Source organism: Vibrio sp. Isolate23, from assembly GCF_022398095.1.
Lineage (GTDB): Bacteria > Pseudomonadota > Gammaproteobacteria > Enterobacterales > Vibrionaceae > Vibrio > Vibrio coralliilyticus_A.
Genome location: NZ_JAKEUV010000001.1, coordinates 897,099 through 915,834, shown reverse-complemented (window position 1 = coordinate 915,834; position 18,736 = coordinate 897,099). Strand labels below are relative to the sequence as shown.

13 protein-coding genes are annotated in these 18,736 nt (G+C 45.3%); 8 read left to right on the top strand and 5 right to left on the bottom strand.

The window, feature by feature from the left end:
• Positions 1-55: 55 nt before the first annotated feature.
• Positions 56-586: an AAA family ATPase gene (locus L1D31_RS04120; RefSeq protein WP_239835786.1), complete on the bottom strand. Its 531-nt coding sequence runs from the start codon at positions 584-586 to the stop codon at positions 56-58.
• Between the two features lie 202 nt (positions 587-788).
• Between L1D31_RS04120 and L1D31_RS04115 the strand changes: the two genes are divergently transcribed.
• The 5 genes from L1D31_RS04115 (at position 789) to guaD (ending at position 7,919) form a co-directional block, all read left to right on the top strand.
• Positions 789-1,520, top strand: a complete 732-nt coding sequence (locus L1D31_RS04115) for a GntR family transcriptional regulator (protein WP_239835785.1) — start codon at positions 789-791, stop codon at positions 1,518-1,520.
• 312 nt (positions 1,521-1,832) lie between these two features.
• The gene (xdhA, locus tag L1D31_RS04110) at positions 1,833-3,278 is read left to right on the top strand and encodes a xanthine dehydrogenase small subunit (RefSeq protein ID WP_275666048.1); all 1,446 of its coding nucleotides are present in this window, start codon (positions 1,833-1,835) and stop codon (positions 3,276-3,278) included.
• Complete coding sequence (gene xdhB, locus L1D31_RS04105) at positions 3,271-5,661, top strand: xanthine dehydrogenase molybdopterin binding subunit (RefSeq protein ID WP_021455261.1); 2,391 nt, start codon at positions 3,271-3,273, stop codon at positions 5,659-5,661. Before xdhA ends, xdhB begins: the two co-directional genes overlap by 8 nt.
• Before the next feature lie 37 nt (positions 5,662-5,698).
• Positions 5,699-6,550 (top strand): xanthine dehydrogenase accessory protein XdhC, encoded by an 852-nt coding sequence (gene xdhC / locus L1D31_RS04100; protein ID WP_171747545.1) that lies wholly within the window; start codon positions 5,699-5,701, stop codon positions 6,548-6,550.
• A 31-nt stretch (positions 6,551-6,581) separates the two neighbouring features.
• On the top strand, positions 6,582-7,919 hold the full coding sequence (gene guaD / locus L1D31_RS04095; protein ID WP_038156756.1) for a guanine deaminase: 1,338 nt from the start codon (positions 6,582-6,584) through the stop codon (positions 7,917-7,919).
• A gap of 37 nt (positions 7,920-7,956) precedes the next feature.
• Here the strand turns inward: guaD and L1D31_RS04090 are convergent, their stop codons facing one another.
• Both L1D31_RS04090 and L1D31_RS04085 read right to left on the bottom strand, forming a co-directional pair.
• Positions 7,957-10,062, bottom strand: a complete 2,106-nt coding sequence (locus L1D31_RS04090; protein WP_239835784.1) for an ATP-binding protein — start codon at positions 10,060-10,062, stop codon at positions 7,957-7,959.
• Between the two features lie 5 nt (positions 10,063-10,067).
• Complete coding sequence (locus L1D31_RS04085; protein WP_239835783.1) at positions 10,068-10,568, bottom strand: hypothetical protein; 501 nt, start codon at positions 10,566-10,568, stop codon at positions 10,068-10,070.
• 391 nt (positions 10,569-10,959) lie between these two features.
• Here L1D31_RS04085 and L1D31_RS04080 point away from each other — a divergent pair, with 391 nt between their 5' ends.
• Complete coding sequence (locus L1D31_RS04080) at positions 10,960-12,156, top strand: S8 family serine peptidase (protein WP_239835782.1); 1,197 nt, start codon at positions 10,960-10,962, stop codon at positions 12,154-12,156.
• A gap of 179 nt (positions 12,157-12,335) precedes the next feature.
• On the opposite strand, the gene L1D31_RS04075 is transcribed toward L1D31_RS04080, so the two are convergent.
• Together L1D31_RS04075 and L1D31_RS04070 are read right to left on the bottom strand one after the other, a co-directional pair.
• Complete coding sequence (locus L1D31_RS04075) at positions 12,336-14,459, bottom strand: TonB-dependent siderophore receptor (RefSeq protein WP_239835781.1); 2,124 nt, start codon at positions 14,457-14,459, stop codon at positions 12,336-12,338.
• Between the two features lie 140 nt (positions 14,460-14,599).
• Positions 14,600-15,532, bottom strand: coding sequence for an AraC family transcriptional regulator (locus L1D31_RS04070; protein WP_239835780.1), 933 nt, complete (start codon positions 15,530-15,532; stop codon positions 14,600-14,602).
• A 418-nt stretch (positions 15,533-15,950) separates the two neighbouring features.
• Here L1D31_RS04070 and L1D31_RS04065 point away from each other — a divergent pair, with 418 nt between their 5' ends.
• Entirely contained in the window at positions 15,951-17,108 is a 1,158-nt protein-coding gene (locus L1D31_RS04065; RefSeq protein ID WP_239835779.1) for a hypothetical protein, read from the top strand.
• Positions 17,109-17,295: 187 nt separating this feature from the next.
• On the top strand, positions 17,296-18,729 hold the full coding sequence (gene nhaD, locus L1D31_RS04060) for a sodium:proton antiporter NhaD (RefSeq protein ID WP_239835778.1): 1,434 nt from the start codon (positions 17,296-17,298) through the stop codon (positions 18,727-18,729).
• The last annotated feature ends 7 nt before the right edge of the window (positions 18,730-18,736 follow it).

Below are 18,736 nucleotides of genomic sequence, written 5' to 3'. Positions count from 1 at the left end.
GCAGGGGTTTGCGTAAGCCCTGCCCAAATCGAAATGAATTGATTCCTTTCGATGCTCAACTTAATTGCTGCAAAAACCGTTTTGCGTGTCGAGGGCTAGTCAGACGAATAAAACGAATATGCTGGTAACGCTGGTTTGTCATATCTGCTAGATAGCGTTGGCGATTAGAATGGTACGTTTTCAATGTCCATAGAATGATTGAATCACGGCTGAAAAAGGATTTCACAATACTCTCGGTATTCCCTGTCCCTGGCCACAGCTCTTTTTGCGTCAAGCAGCGATACACTGCTCGTGTCACTGCTTGATACAGCGTTCTTAACCTTGAGTAATCAACCCAGATAACCGTGTCCACCTCTTTCCACTTTATTTCACGGCTACGATTGTAATTACCGTCCAGCACCCAATACGGCTGCTGAGTGGCCTCCTCTATCTGAGCAAAAAACTCATCATCACTCGACTCTTGCCAGTCAGCTTTCCAAAATAATCGATCCATTTCGATGTACGGATAATTCAGTGTTTGTGCTAGTTGACGGCTGAAAGTTGACTTGCCGCTGCCACTGGTTCCCACAACATTTATCTTGTGCATAGCAACTCCCTGAATATCAGTTTCAAAAAGGGGCGCGAGTAAAACACTTTATTAACAATCGCGCAAGAAAAATGGTGAGAATTTTGCGCCTTATACTTCACTTCTGTGGTTATCGACCTTGACAATGCTAGCCACGTGTATACAAAGTGCAGTATCATTGTTTTATTAGGGAAATAAATAGGTTGAGGGTGACAAGCCGCCTATGGCAAATCTAAAAAATTCTGTGGCGAAAAACATTAAAACAAAAGTCGCCGGTCAAACGCAGGATGACGTGGTCTATTGCCACATCTTCGATGCGATACTTGAACAAAGGTTGCCACCAGCAACCAAACTGAATGAAGAAGCTTTAGCAGAGATCTTCAGCGTGAGTCGAACCATCATACGCCGAGCTTTGCTCCGATTGTCGATGGAACAGGTGGTCAGTATCAGGCCGAATCGCGGCGCGATGGTATCAGCACCGACCAAAGAAGAAGCGAAACAAATAATCAAAGCGCGTGAAGTCATGGAGCTTGCCATTATTGAGCTTGCCGTTGAACATGCAACCGCACCAAAGATAGAGGAATGCCGACGTTTAGTAGAGAAAGAAAACGAGGCTTTCGATAACGGTGATTACGGTAAAGGACTTCGACTGTCTGGGGAATTCCATATTAAGCTGGCCGAGATGGCAAGCAACGCCCCACTGCTCGCGTTCCAGAGAAGCTTAGTGTCGCAAACGTCATTGCTGATTGCTCAGTATGAAACTGGCAACCATTCAAACTGTTCTCAGGATGAGCATACTCAGTTGCTAGATACGATTGAATCTGGCGATGCCGAGCAAGCTATTAGCCTAATGGAAGAGCACTTATCTCATATCCGTTCCAAGTTAAACCTTGATAGTAATGCTGCTTCAAACGACCTACATGTCGTCTTTTCGGATCTATTGAAGAACAAATAAGCAGCTGATTTTGCATTACCTAAGTCCGGCGCCTTGCCGGACTTTTTGTTTCTCACCATCAAGATTGTACACAAAATAAAATACAACATTAAATTTCTTTACGTTAAAGTTTTTCACGTCAAAACAAACTTTAACATCATTAAATTCATAGACTTACTTTGCCACCACTCTTGTTAATGACACCTTTACCGGTCATTTTATGTTGCAATATTGTAAAATTAAAGTTGACCTTACAGTCAAATTATCCAATTATTGACCCAAAGGTCAGAAAATTATTATTGGAACAATAGTGTCAATGCACAAGGAGGTCTCTTGATTACTTTCCTACTCAATCAAGAACTCAGACAAGAGAGTGAGCTGTCACCAAATATGACAGTGCTGCAGTACCTGAGAACACACGTACAAAAAACAGGTACTAAAGAAGGCTGTGGCTCGGGCGACTGTGGTGCCTGTACCGTGGTACTCGGTGAAGCGGTCGAAGGCCAACTTCAGTATCGCTCGGTGAATTCCTGTCTGACGTTCGTATCCGCACTACATGGTAAGCAGCTGATTACCGTTGAAGACTTGCAGAACAAAAACAAGCTTCACCCGACTCAGCAAGCGATGGTCGATTTCCACGGTTCTCAATGTGGTTACTGTACTCCAGGTTTTATCATGTCGATGTTTGCTCTGAGCAAGAACAAACCTGCGGCGAACAAGGAAGATGTCATGGAGTCTCTGGCGGGTAACTTATGCCGCTGTACCGGGTACCGCCCTATTGTTGACGCCGCTTTGTCTCTGGCTTCTGATGAACCTTTGATGGACCAGTTTGTTGAGCTGGAAAAAGAGACCATTACTCGACTAGAAGCTCTTCAGGGACAACCAGCCAGTCTGAGCCAAGGCAACCTAACAGCATATATCCCTCGTAGCATTGACGAACTGGCTCAAATTTACACTGCAAATCCAAAGGCCAAGCTGGTTGCTGGCGGTACTGATTTGGCTCTTGAAGTCACCCAATTCCACCGCGAGATTGAAACGTTGATCAGCGTAAATCTGGTTGAAGACATGAAAGTGTGTGAAGAAAGTGACGATGCTCTGCACATTGGAGCTAACGTTGCGATCAGCGATGCCTACCAACTTCTGACTCAACATTTCTCTGATTTTGGTGAGCTGCTGCATCGCTTTGCTTCTCTTCAGGTTCGTAACCAGGGCACACTGGGTGGCAACATTGGTAATGCTTCTCCTATCGGTGATGCGCCGCCGCTTTTGATTGCACTGAATGCACAAGTGAAATTGCGCCGTGGTAAGCAGACCAGAATCTTGCCGATTGAAGACTACTTCATCAGCTATAAAGTCACCGCTCAGCAGGAAAGTGAATTTATCGAGCAAGTGATTATTCCTAAATCAAAAGCGAACGAAACCTTCCGTGCTTACAAGCTTTCCAAGCGTCTAGACGACGATATTTCTGCGGTTTGTGGCGCATTCAATATTGAGATTGAAGACAATAAAGTTATCAATGCCCGCATCGCTTTCGGTGGTATGGCGGCAACGCCAAAACGTGCAACGCACTGTGAAAATGCGCTATTAGGCAAAGAATGGACACAAGCGACCATTGATGCCGCGATGGCTGAAATCCATAACGATTTTGAGCCACTGAGTGACTTCCGTGCCAGCAAGGAGTACCGCTCAATGACAGCAGCGAACATGCTGCGTCGCTTCTACATCGAGCAGACTCATCACAACAACCAGATCGAAACAAGGGTAACGTCTTATGTCTAACGCACATCATCAGACCATGACTCAAGAAGAGATGGTCGCCATCGTAAAGCAGGATCTGAAAACCGGCGTTGGTAAAAGCGTAAAACACGACAGCGCCCCGAAGCAGGTCACAGGTGAAGCGGTTTACATTGATGACCGCTTAGAATTCCCTAACCAGTTGCATGTGTATGCACGCCTGAGCACCCAAGCTCACGCAAAAATCACCAAACTGGACGTTTCGCCGTGTTACGAATTTGAAGGCGTTGCGATTGCCATCACCCACGAAGACGTACCGGGCCAGTTGGATATCGGTGCCATTCTGCCGGGTGATCCACTACTTGCTGACGGTCTGGTTCAATATTACGGTCAGCCAGTACTTGCCGTTGCCGCCGATGATATGGAAACGGCGCGCAAAGCCGCGCAAGCCGCCATTGTTGAATACGAAGCGCTACCGCCAGTACTCGACGTAAAAGAAGCGCTTGAGAAAGAGCTGTTTGTCACTGAAAGCCACCAGCAAAAACGCGGTGACTCAGCGGCTGCACTCGCCAAAGCAAAACACGTGATTGAAGGCGATCTGGAGATTGGTGGTCAGGAACACTTCTACCTTGAGACTCAGGTCAGCAGCGTGATGCCAACTGAAGATGGTGGCATGATAGTTTATACCTCGACACAAAACCCAACTGAAGTACAAAAGCTGGTCGCCGAAGTACTTGGGGTTTCGATGCACAAAGTCGTGATCGACATGCGTCGTATGGGCGGCGGTTTCGGGGGTAAAGAAACGCAAGCCGCAGCGCCAGCGTGTATGGCTGCGGTCATTGCGCACCTGACTAAACGCCCAACTAAGATGCGTCTGCCTCGCATGGAAGACATGACCATGACGGGCAAGCGTCACCCATTTTACAACCAGTACAAAATCGGATTTAACGATGATGGCGTCATTGAAGGGGCTGACATCATCGTAGCGGGTAACTGTGGTTACTCTCCGGATCTGTCAAGCTCGATTGTTGACCGTGCCATGTTCCACTCAGACAACGCGTATTATCTGGGTGATGCTACAGTGACAGGTCACCGCTGCAAAACCAACACGGCGTCGAATACGGCTTACCGTGGATTTGGTGGCCCGCAGGGGATGATGACCATTGAGCATATCATGGATGAAATTGCCCGCTATCTGGGTAAAGATCCACTCGAAGTCCGTAAAGCGAATTACTACGGTGGTGAGGGACGTAACGTCACTCATTACTACCAGACAGTTGAAGATAACTTCCTGCCAGAAATCACTGAGCAACTTGAACAAAGCAGTGACTATCACGCTCGCCGTAAAGCCATCGCTGAATTCAACAAGCAAAGCCCGATCCTTAAAAAAGGTCTGGCGATCACACCAGTGAAATTTGGTATTTCTTTCACTGCGACTTTCCTGAATCAGGCTGGTGCGCTCATCCATATATACACCGATGGCAGTATTCATTTGAATCACGGTGGTACGGAGATGGGTCAGGGTCTGAACATTAAGGTGGCGCAAATCGTTGCTGAGGAGTTCCAAGTAGATGTTGAACGTATCCAAATCACCGCTACCAACACAGACAAAGTACCGAACACATCACCAACCGCGGCCTCATCGGGCGCCGACCTCAACGGTAAGGCCGCCCAGAACGCCGCACTGACCATTAAACAGCGTCTGATCGACTTCGCTGCCAGTCACTACAAAGTGTCAGCAGAAGAAGTGGTGTTCAAAAACGGTATGGTCGTGATTCGTGATGAAATCCTGACCTTCGAAGCCTTTGTTCAGCTGGCCTATTTCAACCAAGTGTCGCTATCGAGCACAGGTTTCTACCGCACACCAAAAATCTACTATGACCATGAGAAAGCGCGTGGCCGTCCGTTCTACTACTTCGCGTACGGTGCCTCTTGTTCAGAAGTCATTGTGGATACCCTGACAGGCGAATACAAAATTCTTCGCGCAGACATCCTGCACGATGTAGGCGCTTCTCTTAACCCGGCAATTGATATTGGTCAGGTCGAGGGTGGCTTCCTGCAAGGTGTAGGCTGGCTGACCACAGAAGAGCTGATCTGGAACGAACAAGGTCGTCTGATGACCAACGGGCCTGCCAGCTACAAGATTCCGGCGATCGCCGATATGCCTATCGAGTTCCACACTCACCTTCTGGAAAATCGAGCCAACCCAGAAGATACCGTGTTTAACTCCAAGGCTGTCGGTGAGCCGCCATTCATGCTCGGCATGTCAGTGTGGAGTGCACTGAAAGATGCCATTGCCTCAGTTGCCGTTGAAGGTGCTATACCTAAATTAGATACACCAGCAACACCAGAGCGTGTGTTGATGGCAATCAACGAGGTAACGCAAACGCAACAACAAGTGGCAAAACAGAACACGCAAGAGGTTTAAGCGGTTATTCAAGGGTTTACCGTTCAAGGAGAGACGTATGTTTAAGGACAATTGGATTCATGAACTGGCACAGCTAGAGAAAAACAGTGAACCTTGCGTGATGGTGACCGTATTGGAAGACCGTGGCTCAGTGCCACGGGATGCGGGCACAAAAATGTTGGTCACTCGCGACCGTTTGATCGCCACCATTGGTGGCGGCCATCTGGAGCACATCGCCACCAAAATGGCGCGTGAAATGCTACTCGCGGGCGAACGTTCACTGAAAGTGGAGCGCTTTAATCTCGGGGCTCGTTTAGGTCAGTGTTGTGGCGGAATGGCAACACTGAGCTTCGAGCCAATTGGAACCGCGCAAAAACATCTAGTGGTATTCGGTGCTGGCCATGTTGCCAAAGCCCTTTTGCATATCGTCTCGACTCTCCCTTTCCGTGTCACTTGGATTGATGAGCGTGAAGACGTATTCCCTGACGAACTCCCTCGTAACGTAACCAAACTGGTGAGCGATGATCCGGTCGCTGAAGTGCGTGACATGTCACCAAACAGCTACTATCTGGTCATGACGCACAATCATCAGCTCGATTTTGAGTTGGCCAAGGCCATCATTGATCGCGACGACAGTGTGTATTTCGGCATGATAGGTTCGCTAACCAAACGCAAAAAATTCGACATGCGTTTGGCGCAGCGCGGCTATAACCAGCAACAGATCAATACGATGATTTGCCCAATTGGCATCAGCATGGTGAATGGAAAACATCCTGCTGAAATTGCGGTATCGGTTGCGGGTGAACTCATCGCACACTATCAGGGAATGGAGCTTGAAGAGAAGCGCCCTACGCCACACAGTAAAGAAGAACAACTGAGCGATTCATCATTGGAAGAGAAAATCGCCTAGCCCCGAAAGAGGGCCTTTAAAGGAAGTAAACATGACAACTCAACGCAAAGCTTATCGTGCAAGCCTTCTGCACAGTATTGCTGACCCAAAAGACGTCGGACTGGAAAACTCGTATCAGTTTTTTGACGACGGTCTTCTCGTAGTGGAAGATGGCCACGTCATCGATATCGGTGAGACAGAAGAGGTGCTTAAAAGGCAGCCAAACGATCTCAACATCACCGAATATGAAGACAAACTGATCACATCGGGTTTCATTGACACCCATATTCACTATCCGCAAACCGGCATGATCGCCTCTTACGGTGAGCAACTGCTCGACTGGTTAGAAAACTACACCTTCCCAGAAGAAAGACGCTTCAAAAACCCGGTTTACGCGCATAAAGTCGCGAAGCTGTTCTTCAATGAGCTAGCGAGTAACGGCACCACCACAGCACTCGTGTTTGGTACAGTACATAAAGAGTCGGTCGACGTGTTCTTTGAAGAGGCAGAGCGCCGCAACTTGCGTATGATCGCAGGTAAAGTTCTAATGGACCGCAACGCGCCAGACTACCTGACCGATACGCCAGAATCTGGTTATGAAGCGTCTAAAGAGCTGATTGAAAAATGGCATAACAAAGGCCGACTGCTTTATGCGGTTACGCCTCGTTTCGCTCCAACTAGCACACCTGAACAGCTGGCGACTGTAGGTAAACTTCTGGAAGAATACCCAGATGTGTACATGCATACCCACCTTTCAGAGAACAAGAAAGAGATTGAATGGGTACTTGAGCTGTTCCCAGAGCGCGACTCTTATCTGGATGTCTACGACCATTACGGTCTGCTGCATAAACGCTCTGTGTTTGCTCACGGCATTCATCTTTCTGATTGTGAATGTCAGCGTTTGGCGGAAACTGAATCGGCAATTGCCTTCTGTCCAACATCGAATCTGTTCCTCGGTTCTGGTCTGTTCAAACTGCCTAAGCTGGAAGAGCATGGGGTTCGCGTCGGTATGGGCACCGATGTCGGCGCCGGCACCAGCTTCTCGATTCTTGAGACGATGAGTGAAGCGTATAAGATCATGCAGCTTCAACAGGAGAAACTGCATCCATTGAAATCGCTGTTCTTAGCAACACTGGGCGGCGCACGTTCACTCCACCTTGAAGACAAAATTGGTAACCTTGAAGTCGGTAAAGAAGCGGATTTTGTCGTACTGGATTTACACGCAACGCAACTGATGCGCTTCCGTATGGAACAGGCCAAAACCTTGGAAGAAAAGCTGTTTGTGCTGATGAGCCTTGGCGATGACCGCACTGTTTCTAAGACATACATCTATGGCGAGAAAGCCTATGATGCAGAAGGACGCATCGACGCAAAAAAGTTTGCTAGTTAGCCTTAAGCGCCTCTGTGCAAGAGGCGCTTACCATTCCTTATGCGTATATCTCTAACATCCCCTTCAACCATTCCAACTTAAATGGTTTAGAAAGCACATTATCAAACCCTTGCTCTAAATAGTTTTGTACATCACTATCAAATGTATTGGCGGTCAAAGCAATAATCGCAGTATCTGGAGCTAGGTTATCCTGCTTTATCTGTTTAAGGGCTTCTAACCCATCCATTATCGGCATTTGTATGTCCATGAATATTATGTCAAACCGCTCTCGGCTCAATAAATCGATGCACTCTTGGCCGTTATTAACTGTTGTTACATCGGCTTGCAAGGTCGCCAACATTTTTTGAGCAACAATTTGGTTCATGCGAATATCTTCAACCAACATGACGGATACCCCCGAAGCGTCTTCCTCAGGTATCGTATTCTTTTGTGGTAGCAAATCCGCTTGATCAAGTACAGGGAGACAATGAAGCAAACTGAACAAGTCATAAGGTTTACTTAATAGGGTCATATTTTTTCTCGTGGGCAACGTTATATCAATGTTGCCGTACACAATGAGCTTTGCTTCATCAGGGCAATTCGCGTGCTTCAATGTTGTTTCCAGCGTGTCATTTGAGCTCAGATAACACAACACCGTCGACCCTTGAGGATCGTACAACCCTGCCCTATTTAACTCTTCGATAATAAAATCAGCCGCATCATCGTTATCCGCAATCACTCTCACTGCCCCCGTTGCTCGGTTATCTTCTAATAGTGGAGTTGACTCAATGACATCAACGGGTATTTCCACCTTAAACTCACTGCCTTTCCCTAACGAACTCTCTACACTGATTTCACCCCCTAATAAAGAAATTAGGGACTGGCATATTGGCAACCCAAGCCCCGTGCCTCCGTACTTTCGGGTAATAGAGTCATCAGCTTGAGTAAACTCTTGAAACACTTTGTCTAACTGCTCTTGGTTCATACCAATCCCAGTATCTCTAACAACAATATTCAATTTCTCAGCTTGCGAATTAAGGGATATTTGAATATCAACATGGCCTGACTCCGTAAATTTGAGCGCGTTGTAGCCGAGGTTGTTGATGATTTGTACAAGCTTGGTTTTATCCGATCTTATTTTGTAGTTTCGCTCTGAAAATGCTGAGAAGAATACATCCACACCTTGCTGCTTATCGAAGTTAATGAATACCGTTTTGGACACATCTATCAGTTCACTAATAAAGAACTCATCGCTTTCTAGCTTGGACTTTCCTTGCTCTATCTTGCTCAGGTCTAGAACGTTATTAATCAGCTTGAGGAGGTGCTCTCCCGAGCTATTAATCATTGAGAGAAAGTGTTGGGTTTGCTCATCAGAAGCTTGGTAGTATTCTTTCTGACTCAAACCGATAATCGCATTCAAGGGAGTGCGCATTTCATGTGACATGTTGGCAAGAAATCGTGCTTTAGCCATAGAACTCTGCTCAGCATTGCGCTTCGCTTCTTCCATAACCTTAGTTCTTTCCTCTAAATCTTTAGCTAGCTGAATCTGACTCAAATACATCCTAGAAATAACACCAATTATCAGCATAGAGCATAAGAAAATGATGCCTAAGTAGACATATTGTTTGTTATAGAAAGACTCTTTGAAATCGAGAAACTCAATCTGCTGACGTTGTACCTCAGCAACAAAATCTGCTAGGTAAATGTTCAAGCGTGAATAGGTACTATCAATTTGTTCCACGACTTGATCCGTACCCTCGCCGCTTGCCTGCGTTAGTTTGTCGATAGCATCAAAGACAGATGTAATCTCAGCAATGACTTGCTGAAGCTCCTCTAAGTTACCAAATTTGGCATGCACTCTCTGTGTTCTCTCCGCGAGAAGATCCTGTAGGATACTCGACTTATAAACTCGGGATGTAAACTTGAGCTTTGACAGGTTTTTCTTATTTTTTAGTGCCGAGAAAGACAGTACTTCAGATTTGACAAATAATAGCTTTGTTTTAGCAGAGATGTTGTTATTAATGATGGTGACATAAGGTTCAGAGGCAATGTTTTTGATCTCTGAAACAGAATAGAAAACGTAGCCGATAACCACGATAAGCACAGCGCACAGCGCTGCAACAACCACAACAAAATGGCGCCCTCTATTCCAAAACCTCTCCATATGGGTCACTCAATAACAATCTCTCGAACCTGCCACACGGATAAACTGTAAAACAGATCCGTTTGTATTTCAGGATGGTCGGTGAAGGGAAAAACAACAAAAAATGGGCCTTTGTCATCGATGGTCATTTTAATACCATCTTCGTGTGTCGCGAGCAAGACACCATACTTCTTGATGTCTGATACTGGAATACTGACAACGTATTCATCCCAAGCTATCACTTTTACTGTCGAGCCTTGCGCTCCGACATAATCCAGTAAGGCGCTCAATGTTGGCCCTTGGTATTCAACGACATTAGACACAACATGGTTACTGGTCTTAATCACCCCATGCTCAAGTTGCTTTATCATTGTAGAATCAAATTCCACACCATCAGCACTATTGGACTGAGTTATATCTCCAGAGACCCAAAGTATAGGGTCACCTTCCGGCACGGGTAGCGCATAAACCGTACTGGCTAACACCACTCCAATAACCAAAATGCTGAACCGTGTTGCCTTGCGCATAGAGCCCCCTTAACTATCTTTGAAACCATTCATACTATTTATCATTATTCAGGTTCAGTATAGACAAGGATTGATTAAATGCCTCTTCAAGCCTTTGAAGTAGCGACAAAAGATAAATATCGAGACAAACAGTGTAAGAAAAATGTTTGCTGCATCGCCACGATTTCAATGAGAAGGTTTAAAGGGGTTCAACAATCAGGAAGATGCGAGCTCCTCTAATTATCCCTAATTTAGCGTTAATACACTTTTTCTTTGTTATCAACACACTGCAAAAATAGAGTGCTTCCCGATTAAAATTTCGCCTCCACGCTCCATTCTTAACCTGTAATTTATACTATTATCAATAGTATCTTTACGTGCAAAAAAACCAACGCAAATAGGGGATATGACCATGGTAATCAGAACAAAAATTGCAACATTTATTGCGCTGTCTCTCCCCTCAATATCCTTCACCGCTTTTGCAGAGAAGCCTACATTTGAAATGAGCCAGCTCATGTTTGACGCACAAAATACCTGTATCGTTCGATTTGATGATTCAGTCAGCAAATTTGATGTTGAAGGTCGTACGCGTGGCATGCTGGTGGCAGCAAATGCGCAAGCAAAACACATTTACAAACACACGATCAAAGGGTTTGCAGTCAATATGTCTTGTGATAAAGCCAAGTCGGCTTTTGCATCAGATTCTGATGTTATTAGTTTTGAGCAAGACAGCTTGGTGTTTGCCATCGCCCCACCACCAGGAAAAGGTAAAAACAAAGATGAGGAGCCAAATGAGCCACCAGCGCCTCAAACCACACCTTGGGGAGTTACACGTGTCGGAGGAGCTGGCGATGGTAGAGGCTTAACTGCTTGGGTGATTGATACAGGTATCGACCTCGATCATCCGGATTTGAATGTCGACGAATCCAAAGGCTTCACTGCCTTTTCAAGTGGTCCAGATAGTAACTTTAATGATCGGCACGGGCACGGAACGCATGTAGCAGGTACGATTGCCGCACTCGACAATAGTATAGACGCTGTCGGTGTCGCTGCAGGTGCAACAGTAGTACCAGTAAAAGTACTCAATAGAAGAGGCTCAGGCACCACATCTGGCGTGATTGCGGGTGTAGATCACGTCGCTGCGAATGCGTCCGATGGCGATTGTGCCAATATGAGTCTAGGCGGGGGCTTTAGCCAAAGCCTCAATGATGCAGTAGAGCGTCTTGCAACTCCAAACGAACCTGCTGGCTCAAACCCAGCTACAATTCACGTGTCTCTAGCAGCAGGGAATGAGTCACAAGATGCAAGCAATGTTTCTCCAGCTAGTGCAGAGGGAGGCAACATCTACACCATCTCTGCGATTGATTCCAACGATAACTTCGCTTCATTTTCCAACTACGGAAGCACTGAAGATGGGCGCCCTGTTGATTATGCCGCACCTGGGGTTGGTATCTTATCATTACGAGCTGGCGGAGGTACGACAACTGCAAGCGGCACTTCTATGGCCGCTCCCCATGCCTGTGGGGTACTTTTGATGGGTTCTCCTAGCAGCGATGGTACTGCCCGTAATGATCCAGACGGACACCCAGATCCTATCATCCACCTTTAACAATTTGAGTTCGTTTCTCTTCGTCCGTTTTCTTGTAAAGAAAACGGACGTATTTATTTCGAGTTAGGTCAGACATAAAAAACAGTCCAGTAGCTTGTCTTTAAGGCATCAACCTATAAATAATGTTAAGACTAAAAAGCAGCCAGCTTGACTGCTTTTCTACTCTTCCTATCAGGTGATTAGAACTCGTATTTGACGTTCACTTCAACAGACTGCTCTGCACCAAACCAACAGTTATATTGGTTGTAGCAAGAGTAGTATTCTTTATCAAATACGTTGTTCACGATTAAATTGGCCGTTGCTCCGTTAAGAGATTCACTCACATGACCTAAATCATACCCAACTGACATATCTACCGCAGTGTAAGATGGAACTTTGCCCTGAGTGTTGGCCGCATTCATTTCCATTTCTCCCACATAACGGGCACCGCCACTGATACGAGTACCCGCAAATAGACCAGTAAACACCTTGTAGTTGGCCCAGATATTCGCACTGTGCTCCGGTGCATAGATTGGTGTGGTACCTTCTAGGTCATTACCTGAGTCTTTGATAATTTCCATATCAAGATAGGTATAGGATGCTGCAATATCTAGACTCTCGGATGCAAACCAACGACCTTCTAACTCTATTCCTTGAGACACCGCTTCACCGACTTGAATACGAGGACCATATACGTTGCTTGGATCCGTCATCAACATGTTCTTCTTTGTGATATGGAAAAACGAGGCCGTTGCTGTTTTGGACATATCCGCTGACATGTATTTCACACCGACTTCCACTTGTTCGCCCGTTTCAGGGTCAAAAGCTCTATTGTTTTTGTCTACACCGGGCGCGGGTTCAAAACTGGTCGCGTAGCTTGCAAACGGTGACAGGCCACTCTCTAACTCATACAGCGCGCCGACACGATACGTGAAATGATTGTGATCAGACTTTGTCGAGTAGTACACGCTTTCTGATTCATACTGATCGAAGCGACCACCACCAATCAGTACCAGTTGATCAAGTCGAACCTGATCTTGGAAGTAAATACCTAGCTGTTTCGATTCGCTATCATCTAAATATTCACTTGTTTTAGTCAGATCATCGCGATCCAACAAATTATTGTTTGGATTGAGCGGTTCAAACTTCCCGAACCCACTTGAAGCATCAACACCATACTCGGAATAAACCGTGTTCCCGTCCATAGACTGGTAATCAATGCCAAATAACAGATTATTTTCAATGCCCGCTATGTCAACGATACCAGACACTTGATTATCAATAACAAACCCTTTTAGCTCTTCATCTGTCGAGTAAGGAGTGCGAGTGAGCGTTCCATCAGAATTCAGTCCCGCTGTGTGGTAGGTGTTCTCTTGATACAAACTTGCATCAATGAAACGGGCGTTTTGTAGCAACGTCCAGTTTGAATTGAATTCGTGGTTGATTTTGTAACCCACCATTAAAACTTCACGTTCAAACTTACTCCAGTTCACATCCCCCATCGACACGGAAGGAGCGCTCTTTTCTAACACCTCTAATGGCATAGAAGAGTTAATGCCCATTGAAGGGTCATTCTGATAGTAAACATTAAAGTTAACCAAAGTTTTGTCTGTTGCCTGCCAATCCAAGCTCGGAGCCAACACATAACGCTCTTCTTCGGCATTATCAACTTGGCTGTCTTGTTTACGTGCCAGCGCAATTAAGCGATATGAAAAGTCACTGTCACCAATTTGACCTGTCGTATCAATAGAGGCTCGCATCAGATTTCTTGAGCCGGTGGCAACACCCACTTTGGTTGACGCTTCTTCTTGAGGTGTTTTGGCTATCATATTGACCATACCACTAGGAGGCATCGCACCATACAGTACAGAGGTGGGACCTTTAAAGATCTCCACTTGCTGGAGCGCAATAGGATCTACCTGAGGTTGCAAGTTCCAGCCTGTTAGGTGGAGCATCGACAGACCGTCATAGTAATTGAGGTTTTTTGTCTGGAAACCACGTATGGTGAAATCATCAAACATGGTTACTGCGCTACCTCGGTTCTCAGTCGCGACACCCGGTACGTATCGCAATGCTTGATTGATAGAAGTGACACCACGCTGTTCAAGCTGCTCTCCTTCAATAATCGAGATACTTTGTGGTGTTTCTTCAGGTTCTAGCGATGTCTTGGTTGCCGTATTGCGATAGGCTTTGCCCATCACCGTAATGGTTTCTAGTTCAGTTGTATCTTGACTGACTTCATCCGCAGCCATTACGGGGGCTGAAAAGGCGGTAAGCAGCGCTAAAGTAAGTGTTGAGCGCTTAAAATTTGTTGGAGTTGTCATGTATCCCTCAAGTACCAATGCTTTTTATTATTAAGAATAAATATCATTTGCATTCTACAAACCTGAGAAACAGGAAAGTTAACAATTTGGTGCATCTTATTCGAATAATTTAGTTAACTATCAGTAGTTCATTCATTTGATCATTGAGACAAGCGTTCAACAGGAATCCAATATTCCATAACAGCATCGATATCATGTTGATTGTAATTGGCGGGATAGCATTCGAGTTCATAACCATCTATGCCGCGATAGCCAGAATTAGGTAGCCAATTAAGCAGAAACCACTCCAGTGTTTCTGGCAAATGCACCACTGGACCACAATGTTTGACAACCGCATACGTTTGTGCATGCACCACCAAGGTACTCAGTTCAGAAGAGATGACAGAAGGCAATTGAGGCAGAAGCAGGTCATCGGTTAACTCCACCCCTGCCCAATATTCCATATTACTGCCGTCAAAATGGCTTTGGGTGACGTCAATAACGCCTGTCAAAGCAAGCTGCCGCTCAGTTTCGTCTGGGATGGTTTGCTCTAACCGGCGCCACAGTTCAGGGACTTTTTGCTGAAAGTCAGGATTGATTGCGAATAAGCCATTAATTTCACCATGAAGCCCTTTTAGGAAAAACTCACTTTTGAATTCCACTTTCACTTCAACGAAAAGAGGACAGGCCTCTTCAGCCGTGCGTTGAGAGACCTGAATGGGTTTACGTAACCCCGTTCTGAGACCTTGTTTACGATAAGCTCTGGGACTGAGGCCAAACACTTGCTTGAACGAGCGACTGAAGCTGATTTCTGAGCTAAAGCCAAGCTCCAGAGCGATATCAATCACCCTATCAGAAGTGTCTATCAACCTTTCAGCTGCCTGACTGAGTTTGAGCTCTCGAACATAAGTGGCCACAGCCATGCCTGTTTCTGTCTGAAATACGCGCTGCAGTTGCCAGCGTGACCAACAGCTTTGGCGGGCAATATCATCCAGTGATAGCGGTTCACTGATGTGCTGATGAATAAACGACAGTACCTTGCTTATCCGGCTAAACGCGTTAGAAGGCTGTTCTATGGATTTGCCTGTCGTCATGCTGTATCTCAATTAAAATGATAGGAATTCTGCTTACTTTAACAAACATGAAAATGAGAATTAATAACAATTGTAAATATCACCAATGACGGAAACCTGAAATTGAATTTTAACCCAAAAATAACAGATAAAGATTCAACTTAAGTTACAAAGATAAAAGAAAATAAGCCAAGATAAAATCCATAAAACTCACTGCTTTTTATAGACTAAAAGTAGAAACGCCTGTACATGGTTGAGAGTCCAGTAAAGGCAAGGCATTCAAAAATTATATTTGATTAAGCAATCATTAATTATAAATAAGAATATACGCAACAAAACATTAATCATAATTTAATATTTGAGAAACAAACATGAGTATTTAACGATGATGGAGGTTAACTAACCAATGAAGTTCATATAAAACACAAGGAAGAACACAATGAAAATGCTCGGTGTTGCTATCGCTATTGCACCTTTTATCTCTTCATTCGCTATGGCGAATTATCAGGTTCAAACGACAGAGCCAAACCGCATCTCTTTTGAATTTAAAAAAGTCGCAGAGATTCCCGACTTCCCAAGAGTCGTGAGTGAGAGTAATCAGGTTATTGGTTTTGTAGACTCAAATTCCACTTGGCCAGATTTACCTGACTTTTCCTCACGAGCGATGTATCGCTGGAGTGAAAGTAAAGGCGTCGAATGGCTTATTACAGAAGACATCATTAGCTCAGATCCAAAGGATATTAACAATAATGGTGACGCCACCGCTAAAGTCTGTGATGCCAACTCTTGCTACTCTGCAATTTGGACAAACAAAGGCGACATCCAAAGTTTACAAGATGAAGTTGATCTACCAATCCAACAGTTTATTGAAGAAAATGAACTGGGGTCAGCGCAACAAATGGGGCAGGATAACATTAATATAAACGAGAATGGGCAGCTTGTAGGAACAGCAGTCTTTCCTGGTCCAGCAGGGGAGCGTGCCACACTGGCTTGGCGTTGGGATAAGAAATCAGGTTTAGAGATCCTAGAAAATGCGTCTGAGAATGTCATTTCTGAAGCCACTGATAATAACAACAAAGGTACAGTGGTTGGTAGTAGTTATAGCGATGAAATCAACAATGAAACCGCCACTTACTGGGATAAAAAAGGTCAAAAAAACCAAATCATACTCGAGCAAAGTGATTACCCTTGGGGCACACTTGCAACCGCAGTAAACAACTCCGGTCTTATTGCAGGCGTTGATCGTGTCAGCTATGCAAGCCCTTGGAGATATAGCATCAACTCACAGCAAAGACTGCCTATGGAAGAGTCGACCTATGGTGGAACAAGAGCCACACACGTACTAGAAAATGACTACATTGCAGGGGCAACTTCATCCAACTTCCCAGGTGGGGACGACTTATTCCTAAGACCGGTACTTTGGGACAGTAAAGGTAACATTTATGACCTTAATGATGAATTCAATGATCCTGAAAATTACTTGGCAGGCTGGTTTGGTATTAACACAAGTTTGTTGATGGCAACATCGCTACGTCCGAAAAGCGGAGGCTACTATGAAGGCGCTGCTGTGTATCAGTTAGTCGTAGTTCAAAAGTAAATACTAATCCCCCTCAACATACGTGTTGAGGGGCTCTAAGAGCTTTGCCAACTCAATGACTAGAGTGCCTTTTTGAGAGAAACTGGCGATAATTCAAGCAGATCAAACCTATCTCACATACCAATAATCAAAACCTCTTTAGAATAGAGCAACCATAACAACGCACTTCTTTTCAAGGAATGAAAGTATGAAATTGCAGTGGTCCGCTTTTGTCGCCCTTTTATTGCTTCCCTTTTCGACTTTTGCAGCCAACAACACACATGAAACCTTACCATTAACTCAATCAACCATTGGCTATGTGGCTATTCTGATTTTCACCTGTGCATATGCATTGGTAATGTTAGAAGAATACCTGTCATTGAGGAAATCTAAACCTGTCCTGCTTGCCGCTGGTTTGATATGGGCCATGATTGGCTATGTGTACTCGCAACACGGGCAAATCGAAGTTGCCAAATCAGCACTCGAACATAACCTATTGGAATACGCTGAGCTGTTGCTCTTCCTACTCGTCGCCATGACCTATATCAGCGCTATGGAAGAGAGGCGGCTGTTTGACGCACTGCAAGCTTGGATGGTCGGAAAAGGCTTTAATTACAAGTCGCTATTCTGGCTAACAGGTATTCTGGCATTTTTTATTTCCCCCATTGCCGATAACCTCACAACAGCTTTATTGATGTGTGCTGTGGTCATGAAAGTCGCGGGCAATAACCCCAAGTTCATCAACCTAGCGTGTATCAATATCGTTATCGCTGCCAATGCTGGTGGAGCATTTAGTCCATTTGGAGACATTACGACATTGATGGTGTGGCAAGCCGGCTATGTTTCTTTCTCTGAGTTTATGCCCTTATTCTTACCTTCCGTTGCTAATTATCTCGTGCCTGCGATTATTATGTCGATGTTTGTGCCGAGCAGCACACCGGATGTTGTCCACCAGCACGTAGAACTTAAACGCGGGGCACGCCGAATTGTGGGATTATTCATTCTAACTATTGCCACCGCTGTCGCTTTCCACGCCGTACTGCACTTCCCACCAGTGATTGGGATGATGATGGGCTTAGCCTACCTTCAATTCTTTGGCTTCTTCCTACGTAAAACACTCAAAGCTTCTCTGCATAAAAAAGCCGCACTTGCGATTGCAAACCGAGATGATCTTGCCTTAAAAAGACTGGGGTCTGTTGTACCATTTGATGTGTTCAGAAGAGTATCTCATGCAGAGTGGGATACGTTACTTTTCTTCTATGGTGTCGTCATGTGTGTTGGAGGATTAAGTTTACTCGGTTATTTAGGCCTAGTGTCAGAAGTCATGTACAGCCAATGGGATCCAATTTGGGCCAACGTAATGGTCGGGATCCTGTCTGCCATCGTCGATAATATTCCCGTCATGTTCGCTGTTTTAACCATGGAGCCAGAAATGTCAATGGGCAACTGGTTACTGGTAACCCTAACTGCGGGTGTCGGTGGTAGCTTACTCTCGATTGGTTCTGCTGCGGGTGTCGCTCTGATGGGCGCCGCACATGGTAAATATACTTTCTTTGGGCACCTCAAATGGGCTCCCGTAATAGGTATTGGTTATGCTGCAAGTATCGCGCTGCACCTGATGCTCAACTCAGCACTCTTTTAAACGATAC